Source organism: Streptomyces sp. NPDC003038, from assembly GCF_040611115.1.
In the GTDB taxonomy this organism is placed as follows: Bacteria; Actinomycetota; Actinomycetes; order Streptomycetales; family Streptomycetaceae; genus Streptomyces.
In genome coordinates this window covers 214,737-228,836 of record NZ_JBEXNN010000001.1, presented here as the reverse complement: position 1 = coordinate 228,836, position 14,100 = coordinate 214,737, and the positions used below count along the sequence as shown (strand labels likewise).

Genomic DNA, 14,100 nt, shown 5'->3' with positions numbered 1-14,100 from the left:
TCCCGGCCGCTGGAGTTCGGTCTAGAAGTTCTCCGTCTCGTCCGTCAAGTAACGCAAAACGTCGGTCAGGTCCTGGCGGCGGGCGTAGGCGACCCGTTGGCGGTGGGCGCCCGAACCGTCCCTGAGGAGGCCCCCCAAGGTCTTGGCCGCGTGGTCGAGATCACCGGCCGCCGCCAGGTCCGGGGCGACCAGCTCCAGCAGGGCCTCCGCGAGATCGGCCGCCGGGAGTTCCGCACCCGTGTACGGGTCGAGGCCGAAGCCCTCCAGGCCGTCGTGGGCCGCCCGCCAGCGCGCCAGGCGCAGTACGTCGTCCCGTACGGCAGGTTCGGGACGGTGCTCCGCGATCTCGCGCAGGGCCGTCGTCACCAGGGCGCGGGCCAGTTCCGCCTGGAGGATCGCCGTGTCGATGTCCGGGGACATGTCCGGCGCCCGGATCTCGAGCGTCGGCCAGTTCCCGGAGGGGCGCAGGTCCCAATAGACCATCTTGATGTCCAGGGCCGCCCCGGAGCCGAGCAAGGTCTGCACCGAACGCCGGAAGTGGGCCGTGGACGTGTAGTGCGGAGGCAGCCCGGCGGAGGGCCAGCCCGACCAGGCCATCGCCCGCCAGCTGGCGTGGCCGGTGTCGCGGCCGCCCCAGAACGGCGAGTTCGCCGCGAGCGCGATCAGCGTCGGCAGCCATGGTCTGACCCGGTTGGACACCGCGACCGCCGTGTCCACGTCGAGCGTGCCGATGTGGATGTGGCGGCCGCAGCTGACGAGGGTGTCGGTGAGCGAGCCGAAGCGGCGGTGCTGCTCGCGCTGGCGCGGCTCGTCGTCGGTCAGGTGCAGCGGCCCCTCCACTGCCAGGACCGGCGAGGGTGCGGCCAGGAGCCGGCAGCCGTGGGCGCGGGCCGCACGGCCGAGCGTGAGCCGCAGGGCGGCGAGCTCCTCGCGCAGCGTGGCCGCCGAATGGGCGACCGGGGTGGAGATCTCCACCTGGTAGCGGGTGCCCTCGGGGTGCAGCTGCTGGGGCAGCCCGGCGGCCGTGGCGAGGACGAGCGGGGCGGCCGGAACCACCCGGAAGGTGCGTGCGTCGACGAGGAGGAACTCTTCCTCGACGCCGACGGTGAGGGGGACGGTGGTGCGCACCGTGTTCTGGGTGGTGCCGGTGCTCGCGGTGCTGGTGCCAGGTTCGATCACTACGCCTCCCTGGACATACGAGTCTTTTCATCATGAGCTGAACACGCGGCGAGAAGCGCACGTCGATTCAGTCAAATGTCGGGTGATAGTGGCGAGTTACCGGCAAGAAGCGGCCTGGGGTGGGGGCGGCGATCCGGATGGGGTGCCTGTGCCCGGCGGGTCGGCAGAGGGACGGGCCCCAGGGTGCCGAGCGACGCCGGTTATCATCCTGTGTGACCCGATCGAACGTGCTCGCCCGCCCTCGACGACGCATATTCGCCGACCTCACGCCGCTGCGCACCTCCCCGGACTACCGACGGCTGTGGATCGGCGGAACCGTCTCGTGGGTCGGTCAGGCGATGACGATCCTCGCGATCTCGCTCCAGGTCTACGAGATCACCGGGTCCAGCTTCTCAGTCGGACTCGTCGGACTCTTCTCGCTCGTCCCGCTCGTCGCCTTCGGGCTCTACGGCGGCGCCATCGCCGACACCGTGGACCGGCGCAAGCTCGGCCTGTTCAGCTCCGCCGGTCTCGCCGCGCTGTCCGTCCTGCTGGCCTGCGCCGCACTGCTCGACTACCACCGCGTTTGGTTGCTGTACACGGTCGTCGCGCTCCAGGCCGTCTGCGGGGCGCTCAACGGGCCGGCCAGGTCCGCGATGATCCCGCGCCTGCTGCCGCCCGAGCAGCTGCCCGCCGCCAACGCGCTGAACTCCGTGACCATGACCTCCGGGATGACGGTCGGACCGATGCTGGCCGGCGTGATCGTCGGCTGGTGGGGGTACCAGGCGGCCTACCTGATCGACGCGCTGACCTTCTGCGCCGCCCTCTACGCGATGTGGCGGCTGCCGTCGATGAAGCCCGACCGCGCCGAGGGCACGCGGGGCAGGGCCTCGGTCGTGGACGGCCTGCGCTTCCTCGGGACGCGGCCCAACATCCGGATGACCTTCTTCACCGACATGGCCGCCATGGTGCTGGCGCACCCGCGGGCGCTGTTCCCGGCCATCGCCGTGCTCTGGTACGGCGGCGACGCCAAGACGGTCGGCCTGCTCGCCGCCGCGCCCGCCGTCGGTGCGCTGCTGGGCGGGCTGTTCTCGGGCTGGCAGGGCCGCATCCGCCGGCACGGGCTGGCGATACTGCTCGCCGTCGGCGCGTGGGGGCTGGCCGTCGCCGTCTTCGGGCTCACCCGGAACCTGTGGCTCGGGCTGTTCTTCCTCGCCCTGGCCGGATGCGCCGACACGGTCTCCATGGTGTTCCGCACCACCATGCTCCAGGCGGCCACCCCGGACGAGATGCGCGGCCGCCTGCAGGGCGTCTTCATCGTGGTCGTCGCGGGCGGACCCCGGCTCGGGGACTTCCTCGCCGGGACCGCCGCCGACCTGACCTCCCCGGCCGTGGCGATCACGGGCGGCGGACTCGGGTGCGTGCTGGTGCTGGGCCTCCTCGCGCTGCGCTGGCGCGGCTTCCTGCGCTACGACGCGCGGTCGCCGCAGGCCTAGGCCGTCTCTTTCGGATCTTGCCGGGCCCGCGCTGCCCGGCAAGATCCGAAAGAGACGACCAAGCCGCCACCTGGACACCGCGGTGCTGCCCGAGCGGCACCTCGGGCCGGGCCCGGGTCGGTTCGCGCGATCCGGAGGCATGTGACACCCCGGCGGGGCCGGGTGGCCGGTGCGGGTCAAGCGCCCGCCGGGCCGGGGGCCGCGGGGTGGGAGATGCCGCGGGCCACGCCCAGGGTCACCAGGTCCTGCGGGCGGATGCGGAGCTGGTCCGCCGTGGCGGGGGCTTCGGCCGGGGGACGCTTGAGAATGGCCGCCGCCAGCTCGGGGGCGATGACGGAGAAGTAGCTGTCCGGGGTGACCCAGGTGTTCCCCGGGGCGGCCAGCGCGAGGGCGCCGCCCGAGCCGCCTTCGCCGATCAGCAGGGTGGTGACGGGGACGGCCGCCGCGGCCAGCGCCGCGAACGTGTCCGCGATGGCCGCGCCGGCGCCCGCGTGTTCGGCGGCGGCGTCGTTGGCGGCGCCCGGGGTGTCCACCAGGGTCAGTACGGGAATGCCGAGCCGGTCCGCGAGACGGATGACGCGGGCGGCCGTCCGGTAACCGGCCGGGCGGGTGGCGGTGCCGCACTGGGCGGCGTACGCCACGGCCCGGCCCTCGCGCAGCCCGAATCCGCACAGCATCCCGGGATCCGTGCCGCCCGCCCGGTCCCCGGAGAGGGGCAGGCGGAGGCTGAAGTACGCGTTCAGGTAGGCCTCGGCGCGCGGGCGGTCCGGGTGGCGGGCCTGCCGTACGGCGTCCCAGCCGGTCGCCGGCGGCGCGGCCTCGCGTACGCCGCCCAGCGCGGCCGGGGGCTCCACGGGCCCGGCGGGCCGGGGCGCGGCGAGGACGCGGAGCCAGTCGGTGACGGTGGCGGCGAGTTCCGCCGGGGGGACGACGGCGTCCACATGGCCCGAGGCGTACTGCCCCTCCGCGCAGTACGCCGCCGGATCCGCGTCCACGGGCCGCACCCGGGACCCGGCGAAGCCGACCTGTGCTCCGGTGAGCGCGAGGATCACGTCCGCCCCGGCGCCGAGGGTGGCCCAGCCGCCACCGGTGGTGGGGTCGCGCAGGACGGCGATCTGGGGGAGCCCGGCGGCGCGGGTCAGGACGCACTGGCGGGCCACGCGCTGCAGCTGGGTCAGCGCCGGCATCCCCTCCTGCATGCGGGAGCCGCCGGTGGCGATGAGGGAGAGGAGAGGGAGGCGGTGCTCGCGGGCGTGGGTGTAGGCGGCTTCGAGCCGGTCTCCGGTGCGCTCGCCCAGCGAACCGCCGAGGAAGCCGAACTCGAAGGAGATGACGGTGGCTTCGTGGCCGCCGATCAGGGCCGTGCCGGTGACGACGGACTCCTGCTCGCCGGTTCGCGCGGCGGCGCGGGCGCGGGAGTCGTCGTAGCCGGTCCAGGCCAGGGGGCCGTTCAGGGGCGACTCCCGGGGCGGGACGGGGAGTTCGGAGAAACTGCCGGGGTCGGCCACGGAGGCGATGGCCGCGCGGGCCGAGAGGCGGGTCGTCGTCACGGGGTCACCCTAGGGGGTGGGGGTGACGGGGATCCTGGCCGACCGGGAGCCGCCCCCCGAACCGGGGCTCCGCCCGCGGCCCGTGGTCCGACCCGCGGCCCGGGGCTCCGCCCCGGGCGCGCGCCTTACACGTCGGCCGGGCCGGAGGATCGGGGCTCCGCCCCGGAGCGCGCGTCTCCCACGTCGGCGGGGCCGGAGGATCCGGGCTCCGTCCTCGGACGCCGGCGGGGCCGGTGCGCCGGTCTTCGCCTCAGGGGCTTGAGAGCGCCGACTCCCACGTCGTCGTCGTGCCCCGGGTGCCCGACTCCGTGCGGCCGTCGTCCGTCACCGTCAGGCGGACGCGGGACGGGACGGCGTCCACCTCCACCTCGATGGAGGTGACCTCGCTGCGCCGGTGCGCCGCGGCCAGGGCGCCGCGCAGGGCCGTGAGGAGGTCGCCCGCCACCGGATCCGGGACCAGGGCGTCCACCGCGCCCGTGAAGCGCACCGACGGCGGGAAGCCGAGGAGGACCGCCGCCCCGTCCGTCTCGCGCAGGACCCGGCCCCGGAACGTCGTCGGGGCGTCGGTCGGCGGCTGCTGGAGGGCGAAGATGGCCGTGCGGACCTCCTGGATGGTGGAGTCCAGCTCGTCCACGGCGCGGCTGAGTTCCTCGCCGACCGTGTCTCCGGACGGCGCGTTCGAGGAGCGGCGCCGGGTGCTCTCCAGCATCATCTCCGTCGCGAACAGCCGCTGGACCACGAGGTCGTGCAGGTCCCGCGCGATCCGGTCGCGGTCCTCGTACACGGCCAGCTGCTCCCGGTCGTGCTGCGCGTCCGCCAGTACGAGGGCCAGCGCGGCCTGGGAGGCGAACTGCGAGGCCAGCAGCCGGTCCACCGCGTCGTACGCGGGACCGCCCCGGGCGCGCGGCAGGGCCAGGGTGCCGATCAGCTGGCCGCCGCTCTGGAGCGGGAGCATCATGCTGGGGCCGAACCGTTCGCGGACGCGGGTGGTCATCCGCGGGTCCGTCGCCGAGTCCTCGATGAAGACTGGCTCGCCGCCGAGGAGTTGCTCCAGTACGGCGGAACCCGGCGCGATGGCGGTGCCGACGAGGTCGCCGGGGTCGCCGTGCGTGGAGGCGGCGACGATCTCCATGCCGCCCTCGGAGGTCGGCTGGAGCACCACCCCGGCCGACGCGTCCGCGAGGAGCCGGGCCCGTTCGGCCACGCACATCAGCGCGTCCGCCGCCGGGCGGCCGGCCAGCAGGGCCGTGGTCACGGCGGCGGCGCCCTCGATCCAGCGCTCCCGGCGGCGCGCGGTCTCGTACAGCCGGGCGTTGCCGATCGCTATGCCCGCCTGCGCGGCCAGGACGCGCAGCAGGGCGAGGTCCTCGTCGGTGAAGGGACCGCCGCCCCGCTTCTCGGTGAGGTAGAGATTGCCGAAGACGTCGGTCTGCACACGGATCGGGACGCCGAGGAAGGTGTGCATGGGCGGGTGGCCCGGGGGAAAGCCGGCCGACCGGGGGTCCGTCGTGAGGTCGTCCAGCAGGAGCGGGCGCGGGTCGCCGATGAGGGCCCCAAGCAGGCCGGAGCGTCCGTCGGGCAGGCGCGGGACCGCGGCGCGTTCCGCCTCGGTCATCCCGGCCGTGAACAGTTCGGTCAGCCGGACGCGCTCGGGGTCGACGACCCCGAGCGCCCCGTACCGGGCCGCGCACAGCTCGGTCGCCGAGTCCACGATGTGCTGGAGGGTGGCGTGCAGTTCCAGCTCGGAGCCGACGCTGAGCACCGCCTCCAGCAGCACCGGGAGGCTTGCCTGCTCCTGTACGGGATGGTGCTCCTGTGGGGGATCCTGCTCCTGTACGGGATGGTGCTCCTGTCCGGCATGCTGTTCCCGCCCTGCATCCGGTGCGGGCTCCGGCGCGCCGGTGTGCGTCATTCGGCCAACGGGTTGAGAACCATCGGGGCGATCTTCCCTTCGAGCATCGCGCCGAGACCGAGCACGGCGCACACGTCCGGCCGTTCCGCGATGGCGACGGGCATACCGGTGGCGTCACGCAGCATCTGGTCCAGGCCCGGCAGCAGGGCGCTGCCGCCCACCATCATGATCCCCTTGTCCGTCAGGTCCGCGACCAGGTCCGGCGGGCAGTCCCGCAGCACCTTGCCGATGCCGTCGAGGACGGCGGTCAGCGGGGTGTGGATGGCGTCCCGTACGGCCGCGGTGTCCACGTGGACGGAGCGGGCCAGTCCGGTGGCCACGTCACGGCCGTGGATCAGGGTGGAGGCCGGACCCTCGGCGGTGATGCCGTTGCCGTGCAGGGCCACCTGGAGCGGCCGGACGGCCTGGCTGGGCAGCATCAGCTCGTGTGCGTGCCGCAGGTGCTGCACGACCGCGTGGTCGATGGCCTCGCCGCCGACGGGGATCCGCACGGCGGTGACGATGGAGCCGAGGGAGAGGACGGCCACCTGGGTGGCCGCGGCCCCGCACACCATGATCATGGTTGCGGTCGGCTGCTCCACGGGCAGTCCGCAGCCGACGGCCGCCGCGATCAGGGTGTCGACGAGTTCGACCCGGCGGGCGCCGAGCCCGACGAGGGTCTCGACGGTCGCCCGCTGGGCCAGCGGGTCGGCGTCGTGCGGGGTGCAGGCGGCGGCCCGGAGCCGGGGCTTGCGGCGCAGGGCCCGCCGCAGCTTCTCCCCGAGCAGGTGGCGCAGCATCCGCTGGGCCATCTCGATGTCGACGACGGTGCCGCCGGAGACGGGGCGTACGACGCGGATGTAGTCGGGCGTGCGGCCGGTCATCCGTTCGGCGAAGGTGCCGACGGCGATGAGTGCACCGGTCCGCGTGTTCACCGCGGCGACGCTGGGCTCGTCTACGACCAGGCCGGCGCCCTTGACGTAGACACGGGTCCTGGCCGCGCCCAGGTCGACGGCCACGTGGCAGCGGCACAACTGCTCAAGACTGACGGTCACGGCAGATCCTCCGAGAGCGCTGGCGCAAGAAGACCGGCGGAATGCCGGTCGCTTTTTCATATCTTCTCGGGCCTATGGGGTGAACCGCCCGTTGTGATGCTCCGGCCGGGGGTGCCCCGCGGCTGCATGGGGGTGGATTTCTGTACCGACAGGCAGCACGATGCCCGCACCGCACGCGCTACTGGCGCGTAACAAGGTAAAGGGGACTCGATGCTGACGGCCCGCCAGCGACTGACGGCACTCCTGACGCTCTGCCTGGCGCTGTGGGCGCCCTTCCCGGCCCATGCCGCCGACCGGGTGACGAAGGCGGGCTCTGACCAGGCGCCAACGCGCAATCCAGTGGTCTTCGTACACGGTTACAACGCCGACCCGGGCGTCTGGGGGTCCCTGCGCGAGAACCTGCTCGCCGCCGGGTACGCCGACTCGGAGCTCTTCTCGTGGGGTTACGACAGCCACCAGTCGGTCAACGAAATCCTGGCCGGGCGGCTCGGCGCCTACGTCGAACAGGTGCGCCAGCGGACCGGCGCCGCCAAGGTCGATGTCGTCACGCACTCCTTCGGCTCGCTCGTCAGCCGCTGGTACGTGAAATTCGGCGGCGGCGCGGCGACCGTGGACCACTGGGTCTCGCTCGCCGGACCCAACCGCGGCACTTCCACCGCCTGGGCCTGCGCCCTGTGGGACCAGGCGTGCCGGGACATGACCCCCGGTTCGTACGTGGTGAAGAACCTGAACAGCGGGGACGAGACCCCGGGCGCGGTGAAGTACGCGACCTTCTGGTCGAACTGCGACGAGGTCGTCAACCCTGACGACAGCGTCCCGCTCACCGGAGCGGCCAACACGCCGGCCGGCTGCCTGAAACACAACGACCTGCTGTTCGACGACGCCACCTCGGCGGGCGTACGGGCCTTCCTCGCCACCTAGATCCAGATCCCGTCCGCGAGGCCCCGCCCGCCCGGAGCCTCCTCGACCGAGACCCGCTGGAGCAGCCCGTACGTGAACTCCGCCACGCACGCCAGCCCCCGCGCGGCGAACGCGAGGCGCCAGCGCGTCGGCGCGGTGCCCTCCATCGGCCGGACCGGGGCGAAGGCCCGCGCCACCTCGTCCACCGTGGCCGACCAGGGCCGCAGATCGTCCGGCGACTCCAGTACGGGCCCCCGCGCGCCCGGGGCCCGTACCAGCCACTCGTTCCACACCGCCCCGTCCGGCGCGGCCAGCACCTCGAAGCGCAGGTCCGGCCAGAGCGGCACCGGCCACAGCAGCGCCTCGCACTCCAGGTCGCCGATCCGGCGGCGCTCGGCCGACTCCGGCGGGCCGAGCACCGAGCGGTACCGGGCCAGGGCACCGCGGGACTTGGGGGAGCGGACCATGGCCTGCCAGCGCTTGTTGGCCTCACGCTGCTCCGCGAGCGAGGCACCCAGCCGCCGTCGGGCCTCCTCGGCCAGGTCCGGCTGGAAATCTGCCATCCGGCGCAGCAGTACCAGCTGGAAGGCGCCCGGCCCGAAGGTTCCCGGGCGCGGCGTCGGGGTCGGGTTCGCTGTCATGCGGGCCACGATTCCACACAGGATCCTTACCTTCTCGGGATACGGATGTTGCCCGGGACCGCGTAGCCTGCGGGCGCCATGAACTACTGCCACGCCTGCCGGAGGCACCTCAACGGCGCACTGGCGTGCGCCGGGTGCGGAACACCGGCCGAGTACCTGATACCCGTCGCGCCCGCTGCCGGGTCCGCCGCCGGGCCCGGCGCGCAGCCCGGCTCCGCGCCGCAGCCGGCGGCGCAACCCGCCGCGCTGGCCGAGGTGTTCGCCGACTCGCTCGTCGTGCTGTCCGCGCCGAACCAGAGTGGCGGCAGGGCCGCTTCGCGCCGCCGCGCCGCGACGCACCGCGGGCCCCGCCGGACCGTGATGACCATCGGGCTCGGACTGCTGCTCGCGGCCGGCGGGTCGCTGGCCATGGCCCGGATCGTGACCGACGGGGAGCGCACCGACCGGGCCACCACGGTCGTGCTGACGGACGACGCCGAGCAGGACCGGGCCGTTCCGGCGCCGGATGCCTCGAAGACCGGCGCGCCTTCCGGCAAGGCGTCCGGGAAGGGCTCCGCGACCGCGAAGGCCACCGGTGGCGCCACGAAGTCGGCCGGGCCCGCGGCGTCTTCCGGCGCGGCGACGGAGCCCGCACCGAGCGAGTCCGCCTCCGCCTCCGCGACGGCGGGGCCGACGCCCGGTCCCTCCGGCACGCAGGGCACCGTAAAACCGACGGCATCGGCGACGCAGCCCACACCGGGCGGCTCCGGCACCGCGAAGCCGCCCGCCAGTCCCACGCCCTCTCCGACGCCGACCCCGACCCCGACGAAGCCGTCGTGCTGGTGGATCTTCTGCTGAGAACGGGGCAGGTCAGCCCAGCATCCGCTTGAGCAGGTCGCGCAGCACCGCCCGCTCGGCCGTGGTCAGTCCGGCCAGCGGCTCGCGCGCGAAGTCCAGCGACTCCCGCAGCCGGTCCGCGGTCTGCAGCCCCTCCTCGGTGGGGGCGGCCAGCTTGACCCGGCGGTCGGTGGGGTCAGGGCGGCGCTCGACCAGGCCGCGCGTCTCCAGCCGGTCGATGATGCCGGTGATGTTCGAGGGCTCGCACTTCAGCTTCTGCGCGATGCGGCGCATCGGCAGCGGCTCCAGCGAAAGCAGTCCGAGGATGCGCGCCTGCGCGCCGGTGAGCTGGTGGCGGGCGGCGGCGTGCTCGTACTCCTCGTGGTAGCGGGCCACGACGTCGCCGATGAGCTCGACGACCTCAAGGGTCAGGGGGTCTGCGCGACGGCTGGGCATGGATCCAGCGTACCCATTTACTTGACAACATGAAATATCCAGGCGCATGGTTGTTTCACCTAGTGAAGCACTTTCCCGTGAAGCACTGTTCTCGTCATCAGGAGCGCCGCATGTCTGAGATCCCCGCCGTCAGCCGCGAGTGGCACCTCGTCCGCCGCCCGCAGGGCTGGCCCGTCGCCGAGGACTTCGCCCTGCGCGAGGTGCCCGTGACCGAGCCCGCGCCCGGCCGGATCCTGGTCCGCAACCTCCACATGTCCGTGGACCCGTACATGCGCGGCCGGATGAACGACGTGAAGTCGTACGTCCCGCCGTTCCAGCTGGACAAGCCGATGGACGGCGGCGCGGTCGGCGAGGTGGTCGCCTCCGCCGCCGAGGGCATAGCGGTCGGCGACCACGTCCTGCACGGCCTGGGCTGGCGCGAGTACGCGGACGTGGACGCGCGGCACGCCACCAAGGTGGACGGCTCGCTCGCCCCGCTCTCCGCCTACCTCGGCGTGCTGGGCATGCCGGGCCTGACCGCCTACGCCGGGCTCTTGGAGGTCGCCTCCTTCAGGGAGGGCGACTCCGTCTTCGTCTCCGGCGCGGCCGGCGCGGTCGGCAGCCTCGTCGGCCAGTTCGCGAAGCTCAAGGGCGCGTCCCAGGTGATCGGCTCCGCCGGCTCGGACGAGAAGGTGACACTGCTCACGGAGAAGTACGGTTTCGACTCCGCCTTCAACTACAAGAACGGTCCCGTCGGCGAGCAGCTGAAGGCAGCCGCCCCCGAGGGCATCGACGTCTACTTCGACAATGTGGGCGGGGACCACCTGGAGGCCGCCATCTCCTCCCTGAAGGTGCACGGCCGGGCCACCCTGTGCGGCGCGATAGCCCAGTACAACGCCACTGAGCCCACCCCCGGTCCGCGCAACCTGGTGCAGGTCATCGGCAAGCGGCTGCGTCTGCAGGGCGTGCTCGTCAGCGACCACACGGCGCTCCAGCCGCAGTTCGTCCAGGACGTGGCCGGCTGGCTGCGCTCCGGCGAGCTGCGGTACGACGAGACGGTCGTCGAGGGCGTCGAGAACGCGACCTCCGCCTTCCTCGGCCTGCTGCGCGGCGAGAACACCGGAAAGATGATCGTTTCTTTCACCGGTTAGGCTCACTCCACACCGCCGTGGTCGTGGGCGCGAGCCGCGGCGATTCACCAGGAGGATCTTCTTACATGTCCATCCAGCAGTCCGATGTCGTCTACACCGCTGTCGCCACCGCCGAGAACGGCCGTGACGGTCGCGTCGCCACCAACGACGGCCAGCTCGACGTCGTCGTGAACCCGCCGAAGGAGATGGGCGGCAGCGGCGCCGGCACCAACCCGGAGCAGCTGTTCGCCGCCGGTTACAGCGCCTGCTTCCAGGGGGCGCTCGGCGTCGTCGCCCGCAACGAGAAGGCCGACATCACCGGCGCCACCGTCACCGCCGAGGTGGGCATCGGCAAGAACGACGACGGTTTCGGCCTCATCGTCAAGATCTCCGCCTCGATCCCGACCGTGGACGCGGCCACCGCCAAGGACCTCCTCGAGAAGGCCCACCAGGTCTGCCCGTACTCCAAGGCCACCGCCGGCAACATCACCGTCGAGCTCGCCGTCTGATCCAGCGGATCCCGCTGAATCGGCTCACGCCCGCCGAAGGCCGCACCCCGGATCCGGGGTGCGGCCTTCGCCGTAAGCTGTGCCCATGCGTGATCTTGCGGGAGGTTTCCGGTATCTGCTGGCCGGTCAGCGATGGGTGTTCGGGCACGGCCGGTGGCTGGGCTTCGGGCTGCTGCCCGGACTGGTGTCGTTCGTGCTCTACGCCGGCGCCCTGATCGGGCTCGGCTACGGCGCCGACGACCTGATCGCGTGGGTCACCCCCTTCGCCGACGGCTGGTCCTCGCCGTGGCTCGGGCTCTTCCGCGGCTTCCTGACCGCCCTCGTCTTCTGCCTCGGGCTCTTCCTCGCGGTGATCACCTTCACCGCCGTGACCCTGCTGATCGGCCAGCCGTTCTACGAGTCCCTCTCCGAGCAGGTCGACCGCAGCGAGGGCGGCGACGTCCCCGAGTCCGGGCTCCCGCTCTGGCGAGAGCTGTGGATCTCCGCGCGGGACAGCGTGAGGGTGCTCGGCCGGGTGCTGCTGTACGGGATCCTGCTCTTCGCCATGGGCTTCATCCCGGTGATCGGGCAGACCGTGGTCCCCGTGCTCGGGTTCTGTGTCTCCGGATACTTCCTGACCCAGGAGCTCACCGCGGTCGCCCTCCAGCGGCGCAAGGTGGACCTGGCCGAGCGGCTGGTGCTGCTGCGCTCGCGCCGGATGCTGGTGCTCGGCTTCGGGGTCCCGCTGGTGCTGGCGTTCCTGGTGCCAATGGTCGCGGTGTTCCTGATGCCGGGCGCGGTGGCGGGGGCCACGCTGATGGCGCGGGACCTCCTGGGCGGTTCCGCGCCGGAGGAGCAGGCGGACCGGGGTCACCGGGAAGCGGCCCCTCCCACCCCCGGCTTCGGCCCCCCTCCGGGGCGCTGAGCCTGCCGCACCGACCGGTCGTCAGGCGGGTCTCCCGTGCCCGCCTGATCCGTATCTCCTGATCCGTATCTCCGGGGCCGCACCTTCGGGGCCGCACCTCCGGGTCCGGCCGGCGCCGGGCCGGCAGGCCGGGCAGCGATGCCGGCCCGTTCTCACCGCCCGGCTCGCAGCAGCGCGATCGCGGATGCCGTGTCCTCGCCGCCGTGGGCCGCCGGGTCGGCGGCCAGCCGGCGCCGCATCAGTTCCAGGTACGGCGAGATCAGCTCCGCGCTGACCCCCTGCTCCTCCGCGGTGCGCGTCAGGGTGCCGGTGGCCGCGACCTGCATGGCCAGGCTGGACACCACTGCGGTGGTGAAGTCCCCCGAGGTCAGCCGCTCGGCGGTGGTGCCCACGAAGAAGCCCATCGCGCCCAGCCACTCGGACAGCAGCGGGGACAGGTTCTTGGGGGAGATGTCCTCGCCCTCGATCAGCGCGTAGGCGTGCGAGATCCCGGCGAACAGCCCGTACATCGCGCTCAGCAGGGCCACGTCGTGCAGGGCGGCGTGACCGGGGTTCTCGCCGACGAAGCGTGCCCCGACGGGGACCTCCAGGGTCGTCCGGTGGGTGTCGAACAGGGCGCGGGAGCCGCTGTAGAAGACGTAGCCCCCGGCCTCCGGCACCCCGATCATCGTCGGCGTGGCCATGATCCCGGCGTCCACGAACCGGGCTCCGCGCTCCTTGGCCCAGGCGGCGCGCGCCCGGCCCTCGGCGGGTGTACCGGTGGTGAGGTTGACCAGGTCCTTGCCGGTCAGGTCCACGCCGTCCAGCGTGGAGCTGATGCTCCGGTCGTCCAGCAGACACAGCACGACGAGCCCGCTCGCGGCCACCGCCTCGGCAGGGTTCGCGGCGGCGACGGCCCCCTCCGCGGCCAGTGCCCCGGCCTTGGCGGCGGTGCGGTTCCAGACGGTGAGGGGGTGCCCGGCGGCGAGCCAGGTGCGGGCGAGGGCGGTGCCCATGGCGCCGAGTCCGAGGAGGGTGACGGGGGTGAGCGAGGAGTTGAGCTGGTTCTGAGTCGTGTTGTCGGTCATGACGTTTAGCCTGGTGGCAGGTTGTGCGGTGCTCAAGTACGCACTTTGGAGTGGGCGCTTACCCCGAGGTGAGCGAGCAGGTGGGGAGGGTGCGCGATGGCGGTGACGCGAAGGCCCGGTGCGGACCACTGCGGGATAGCCGCGGCGATGTCCGTGATCGACGGCAAGTGGAAGGTGTCGCTCCTGTGGGAGCTGGAACAATGCCCGCGCCGTTTCGGTGAACTGCGCCGACTGGTTCCGGGGGTCTCCGAGAAGGTGCTCTCCGCCCAGCTGCGCGAACTGGAGACGGACGGCATCGTCCACCGCCAGGTCTACGACGAGGTCCCGCCCCGCGTCGAGTACTCCCTGACACCCCTGGGCCAAGGCCTCAACGAGGCTCTGGAGTCCCTGGGCGCGTGGGGCACCAAGCACCTCCTGCCCGATTCCGCCTGACCGACTCCGACCGACGACCCCGCCCGTCCCGTCGTCGCCCCACGGGCGCGGCGGCGGAAACCATTCCGCGCGCCCGCTCGTCCTGCATTCTGGAAGGGCACGCACAGCGCGCGGGG

Annotated in this window: 14 protein-coding genes; 7 read left to right on the top strand and 7 right to left on the bottom strand. The window is 73.0% G+C overall.

Annotated features, from left to right (window positions below; translation table 11 throughout):
• Positions 1-21 precede the first annotated feature (21 nt).
• The gene (locus ABZX75_RS01025) at positions 22-1,179 is read right to left on the bottom strand and encodes a glutamate--cysteine ligase (protein WP_355406433.1); all 1,158 of its coding nucleotides are present in this window, start codon (positions 1,177-1,179) and stop codon (positions 22-24) included.
• A 212-nt stretch (positions 1,180-1,391) separates the two neighbouring features.
• On the opposite strand from ABZX75_RS01025, the gene ABZX75_RS01020 reads away from it, so the two are divergent.
• Entirely contained in the window at positions 1,392-2,654 is a 1,263-nt protein-coding gene (locus ABZX75_RS01020) for an MFS transporter (RefSeq protein ID WP_355406431.1), read from the top strand.
• A 176-nt stretch (positions 2,655-2,830) separates the two neighbouring features.
• On the opposite strand, the gene ABZX75_RS01015 is transcribed toward ABZX75_RS01020, so the two are convergent.
• The 3 genes from ABZX75_RS01015 to ABZX75_RS01005 form a co-directional block, all read right to left on the bottom strand.
• Complete coding sequence (locus ABZX75_RS01015; RefSeq protein ID WP_355406429.1) at positions 2,831-4,204, bottom strand: carboxyl transferase domain-containing protein; 1,374 nt, start codon at positions 4,202-4,204, stop codon at positions 2,831-2,833.
• A 250-nt stretch (positions 4,205-4,454) separates the two neighbouring features.
• Positions 4,455-6,116: a GAF domain-containing protein gene (locus tag ABZX75_RS01010; protein WP_355406428.1), complete on the bottom strand. Its 1,662-nt coding sequence runs from the start codon at positions 6,114-6,116 to the stop codon at positions 4,455-4,457.
• A complete protein-coding gene (locus ABZX75_RS01005; protein ID WP_355406426.1) occupies positions 6,113-7,150 on the bottom strand; it encodes a rod shape-determining protein in 1,038 nt (345 codons plus the stop codon). Before ABZX75_RS01005 ends, ABZX75_RS01010 begins: the two co-directional genes overlap by 4 nt.
• A 210-nt stretch (positions 7,151-7,360) precedes the next feature.
• Here ABZX75_RS01005 and ABZX75_RS01000 point away from each other — a divergent pair, with 210 nt between their 5' ends.
• On the top strand, positions 7,361-8,071 hold the full coding sequence (locus tag ABZX75_RS01000) for a triacylglycerol lipase (RefSeq protein ID WP_355406424.1): 711 nt from the start codon (positions 7,361-7,363) through the stop codon (positions 8,069-8,071).
• Here the strand turns inward: ABZX75_RS01000 and ABZX75_RS00995 are convergent.
• Entirely contained in the window at positions 8,068-8,691 is a 624-nt protein-coding gene (locus tag ABZX75_RS00995) for a hypothetical protein (RefSeq protein ID WP_355406422.1), read from the bottom strand. The genes ABZX75_RS01000 and ABZX75_RS00995 overlap by 4 nt on opposite strands.
• Before the next feature lie 78 nt (positions 8,692-8,769).
• Here ABZX75_RS00995 and ABZX75_RS00990 point away from each other — a divergent pair, with 78 nt between their 5' ends.
• Positions 8,770-9,528: a hypothetical protein gene (locus ABZX75_RS00990; protein WP_355406420.1), complete on the top strand. Its 759-nt coding sequence runs from the start codon at positions 8,770-8,772 to the stop codon at positions 9,526-9,528.
• A 12-nt stretch (positions 9,529-9,540) separates the two neighbouring features.
• Here the strand turns inward: ABZX75_RS00990 and ABZX75_RS00985 are convergent, their stop codons facing one another.
• Entirely contained in the window at positions 9,541-9,963 is a 423-nt protein-coding gene (locus ABZX75_RS00985; RefSeq protein WP_355406419.1) for a MarR family transcriptional regulator, read from the bottom strand.
• 110 nt (positions 9,964-10,073) lie between these two features.
• On the opposite strand from ABZX75_RS00985, the gene ABZX75_RS00980 reads away from it, so the two are divergent.
• The 3 genes from ABZX75_RS00980 to ABZX75_RS00970 all read left to right on the top strand — a co-directional run bounded on the left by ABZX75_RS00980 (position 10,074) and on the right by ABZX75_RS00970 (position 12,485).
• Complete coding sequence (locus ABZX75_RS00980; protein WP_355406417.1) at positions 10,074-11,093, top strand: NADP-dependent oxidoreductase; 1,020 nt, start codon at positions 10,074-10,076, stop codon at positions 11,091-11,093.
• Between the two features lie 65 nt (positions 11,094-11,158).
• The gene (locus ABZX75_RS00975; RefSeq protein WP_355406415.1) at positions 11,159-11,581 is read left to right on the top strand and encodes an organic hydroperoxide resistance protein; all 423 of its coding nucleotides are present in this window, start codon (positions 11,159-11,161) and stop codon (positions 11,579-11,581) included.
• An 85-nt stretch (positions 11,582-11,666) separates the two neighbouring features.
• Positions 11,667-12,485, top strand: a complete 819-nt coding sequence (locus ABZX75_RS00970; RefSeq protein WP_355406413.1) for an EI24 domain-containing protein — start codon at positions 11,667-11,669, stop codon at positions 12,483-12,485.
• A 152-nt stretch (positions 12,486-12,637) separates the two neighbouring features.
• Here the strand turns inward: ABZX75_RS00970 and ABZX75_RS00965 are convergent, their stop codons facing one another.
• Positions 12,638-13,552 (bottom strand): NAD(P)-binding domain-containing protein, encoded by a 915-nt coding sequence (locus tag ABZX75_RS00965; RefSeq protein WP_355406411.1) that lies wholly within the window; start codon positions 13,550-13,552, stop codon positions 12,638-12,640.
• Between the two features lie 96 nt (positions 13,553-13,648).
• Here ABZX75_RS00965 and ABZX75_RS00960 point away from each other — a divergent pair, with 96 nt between their 5' ends.
• A complete protein-coding gene (locus tag ABZX75_RS00960) occupies positions 13,649-13,984 on the top strand; it encodes a helix-turn-helix domain-containing protein (RefSeq protein ID WP_355406409.1) in 336 nt (111 codons plus the stop codon).
• The last annotated feature ends 116 nt before the right edge of the window (positions 13,985-14,100 follow it).

Excerpts from the sequence above, each read along its gene's own strand:
- ABZX75_RS00965 (WP_355406411.1), bottom strand. The coding sequence starts at position 13,552 with ATGACCGACAACACGACTCAGAACCAGCTCAACTCCTCGCTCACCCCC.
- ABZX75_RS00990 (WP_355406420.1), top strand. The coding sequence starts at position 8,770 with ATGAACTACTGCCACGCCTGCCGGAGGCACCTCAACGGCGCACTGGCG.
- ABZX75_RS00995 (WP_355406422.1), bottom strand. The coding sequence starts at position 8,691 with ATGACAGCGAACCCGACCCCGACGCCGCGCCCGGGAACCTTCGGGCCG.
- ABZX75_RS00975 (WP_355406415.1), top strand. The coding sequence starts at position 11,159 with ATGTCCATCCAGCAGTCCGATGTCGTCTACACCGCTGTCGCCACCGCC.
- ABZX75_RS01010 (WP_355406428.1), bottom strand. The coding sequence starts at position 6,116 with ATGACGCACACCGGCGCGCCGGAGCCCGCACCGGATGCAGGGCGGGAA.
- ABZX75_RS00980 (WP_355406417.1), top strand. The coding sequence starts at position 10,074 with ATGTCTGAGATCCCCGCCGTCAGCCGCGAGTGGCACCTCGTCCGCCGC.
- ABZX75_RS00970 (WP_355406413.1), top strand. The coding sequence starts at position 11,667 with ATGCGTGATCTTGCGGGAGGTTTCCGGTATCTGCTGGCCGGTCAGCGA.
- ABZX75_RS01000 (WP_355406424.1), top strand. The coding sequence starts at position 7,361 with ATGCTGACGGCCCGCCAGCGACTGACGGCACTCCTGACGCTCTGCCTG.
- ABZX75_RS00985 (WP_355406419.1), bottom strand. The coding sequence starts at position 9,963 with ATGCCCAGCCGTCGCGCAGACCCCCTGACCCTTGAGGTCGTCGAGCTC.
- ABZX75_RS00960 (WP_355406409.1), top strand. The coding sequence starts at position 13,649 with ATGGCGGTGACGCGAAGGCCCGGTGCGGACCACTGCGGGATAGCCGCG.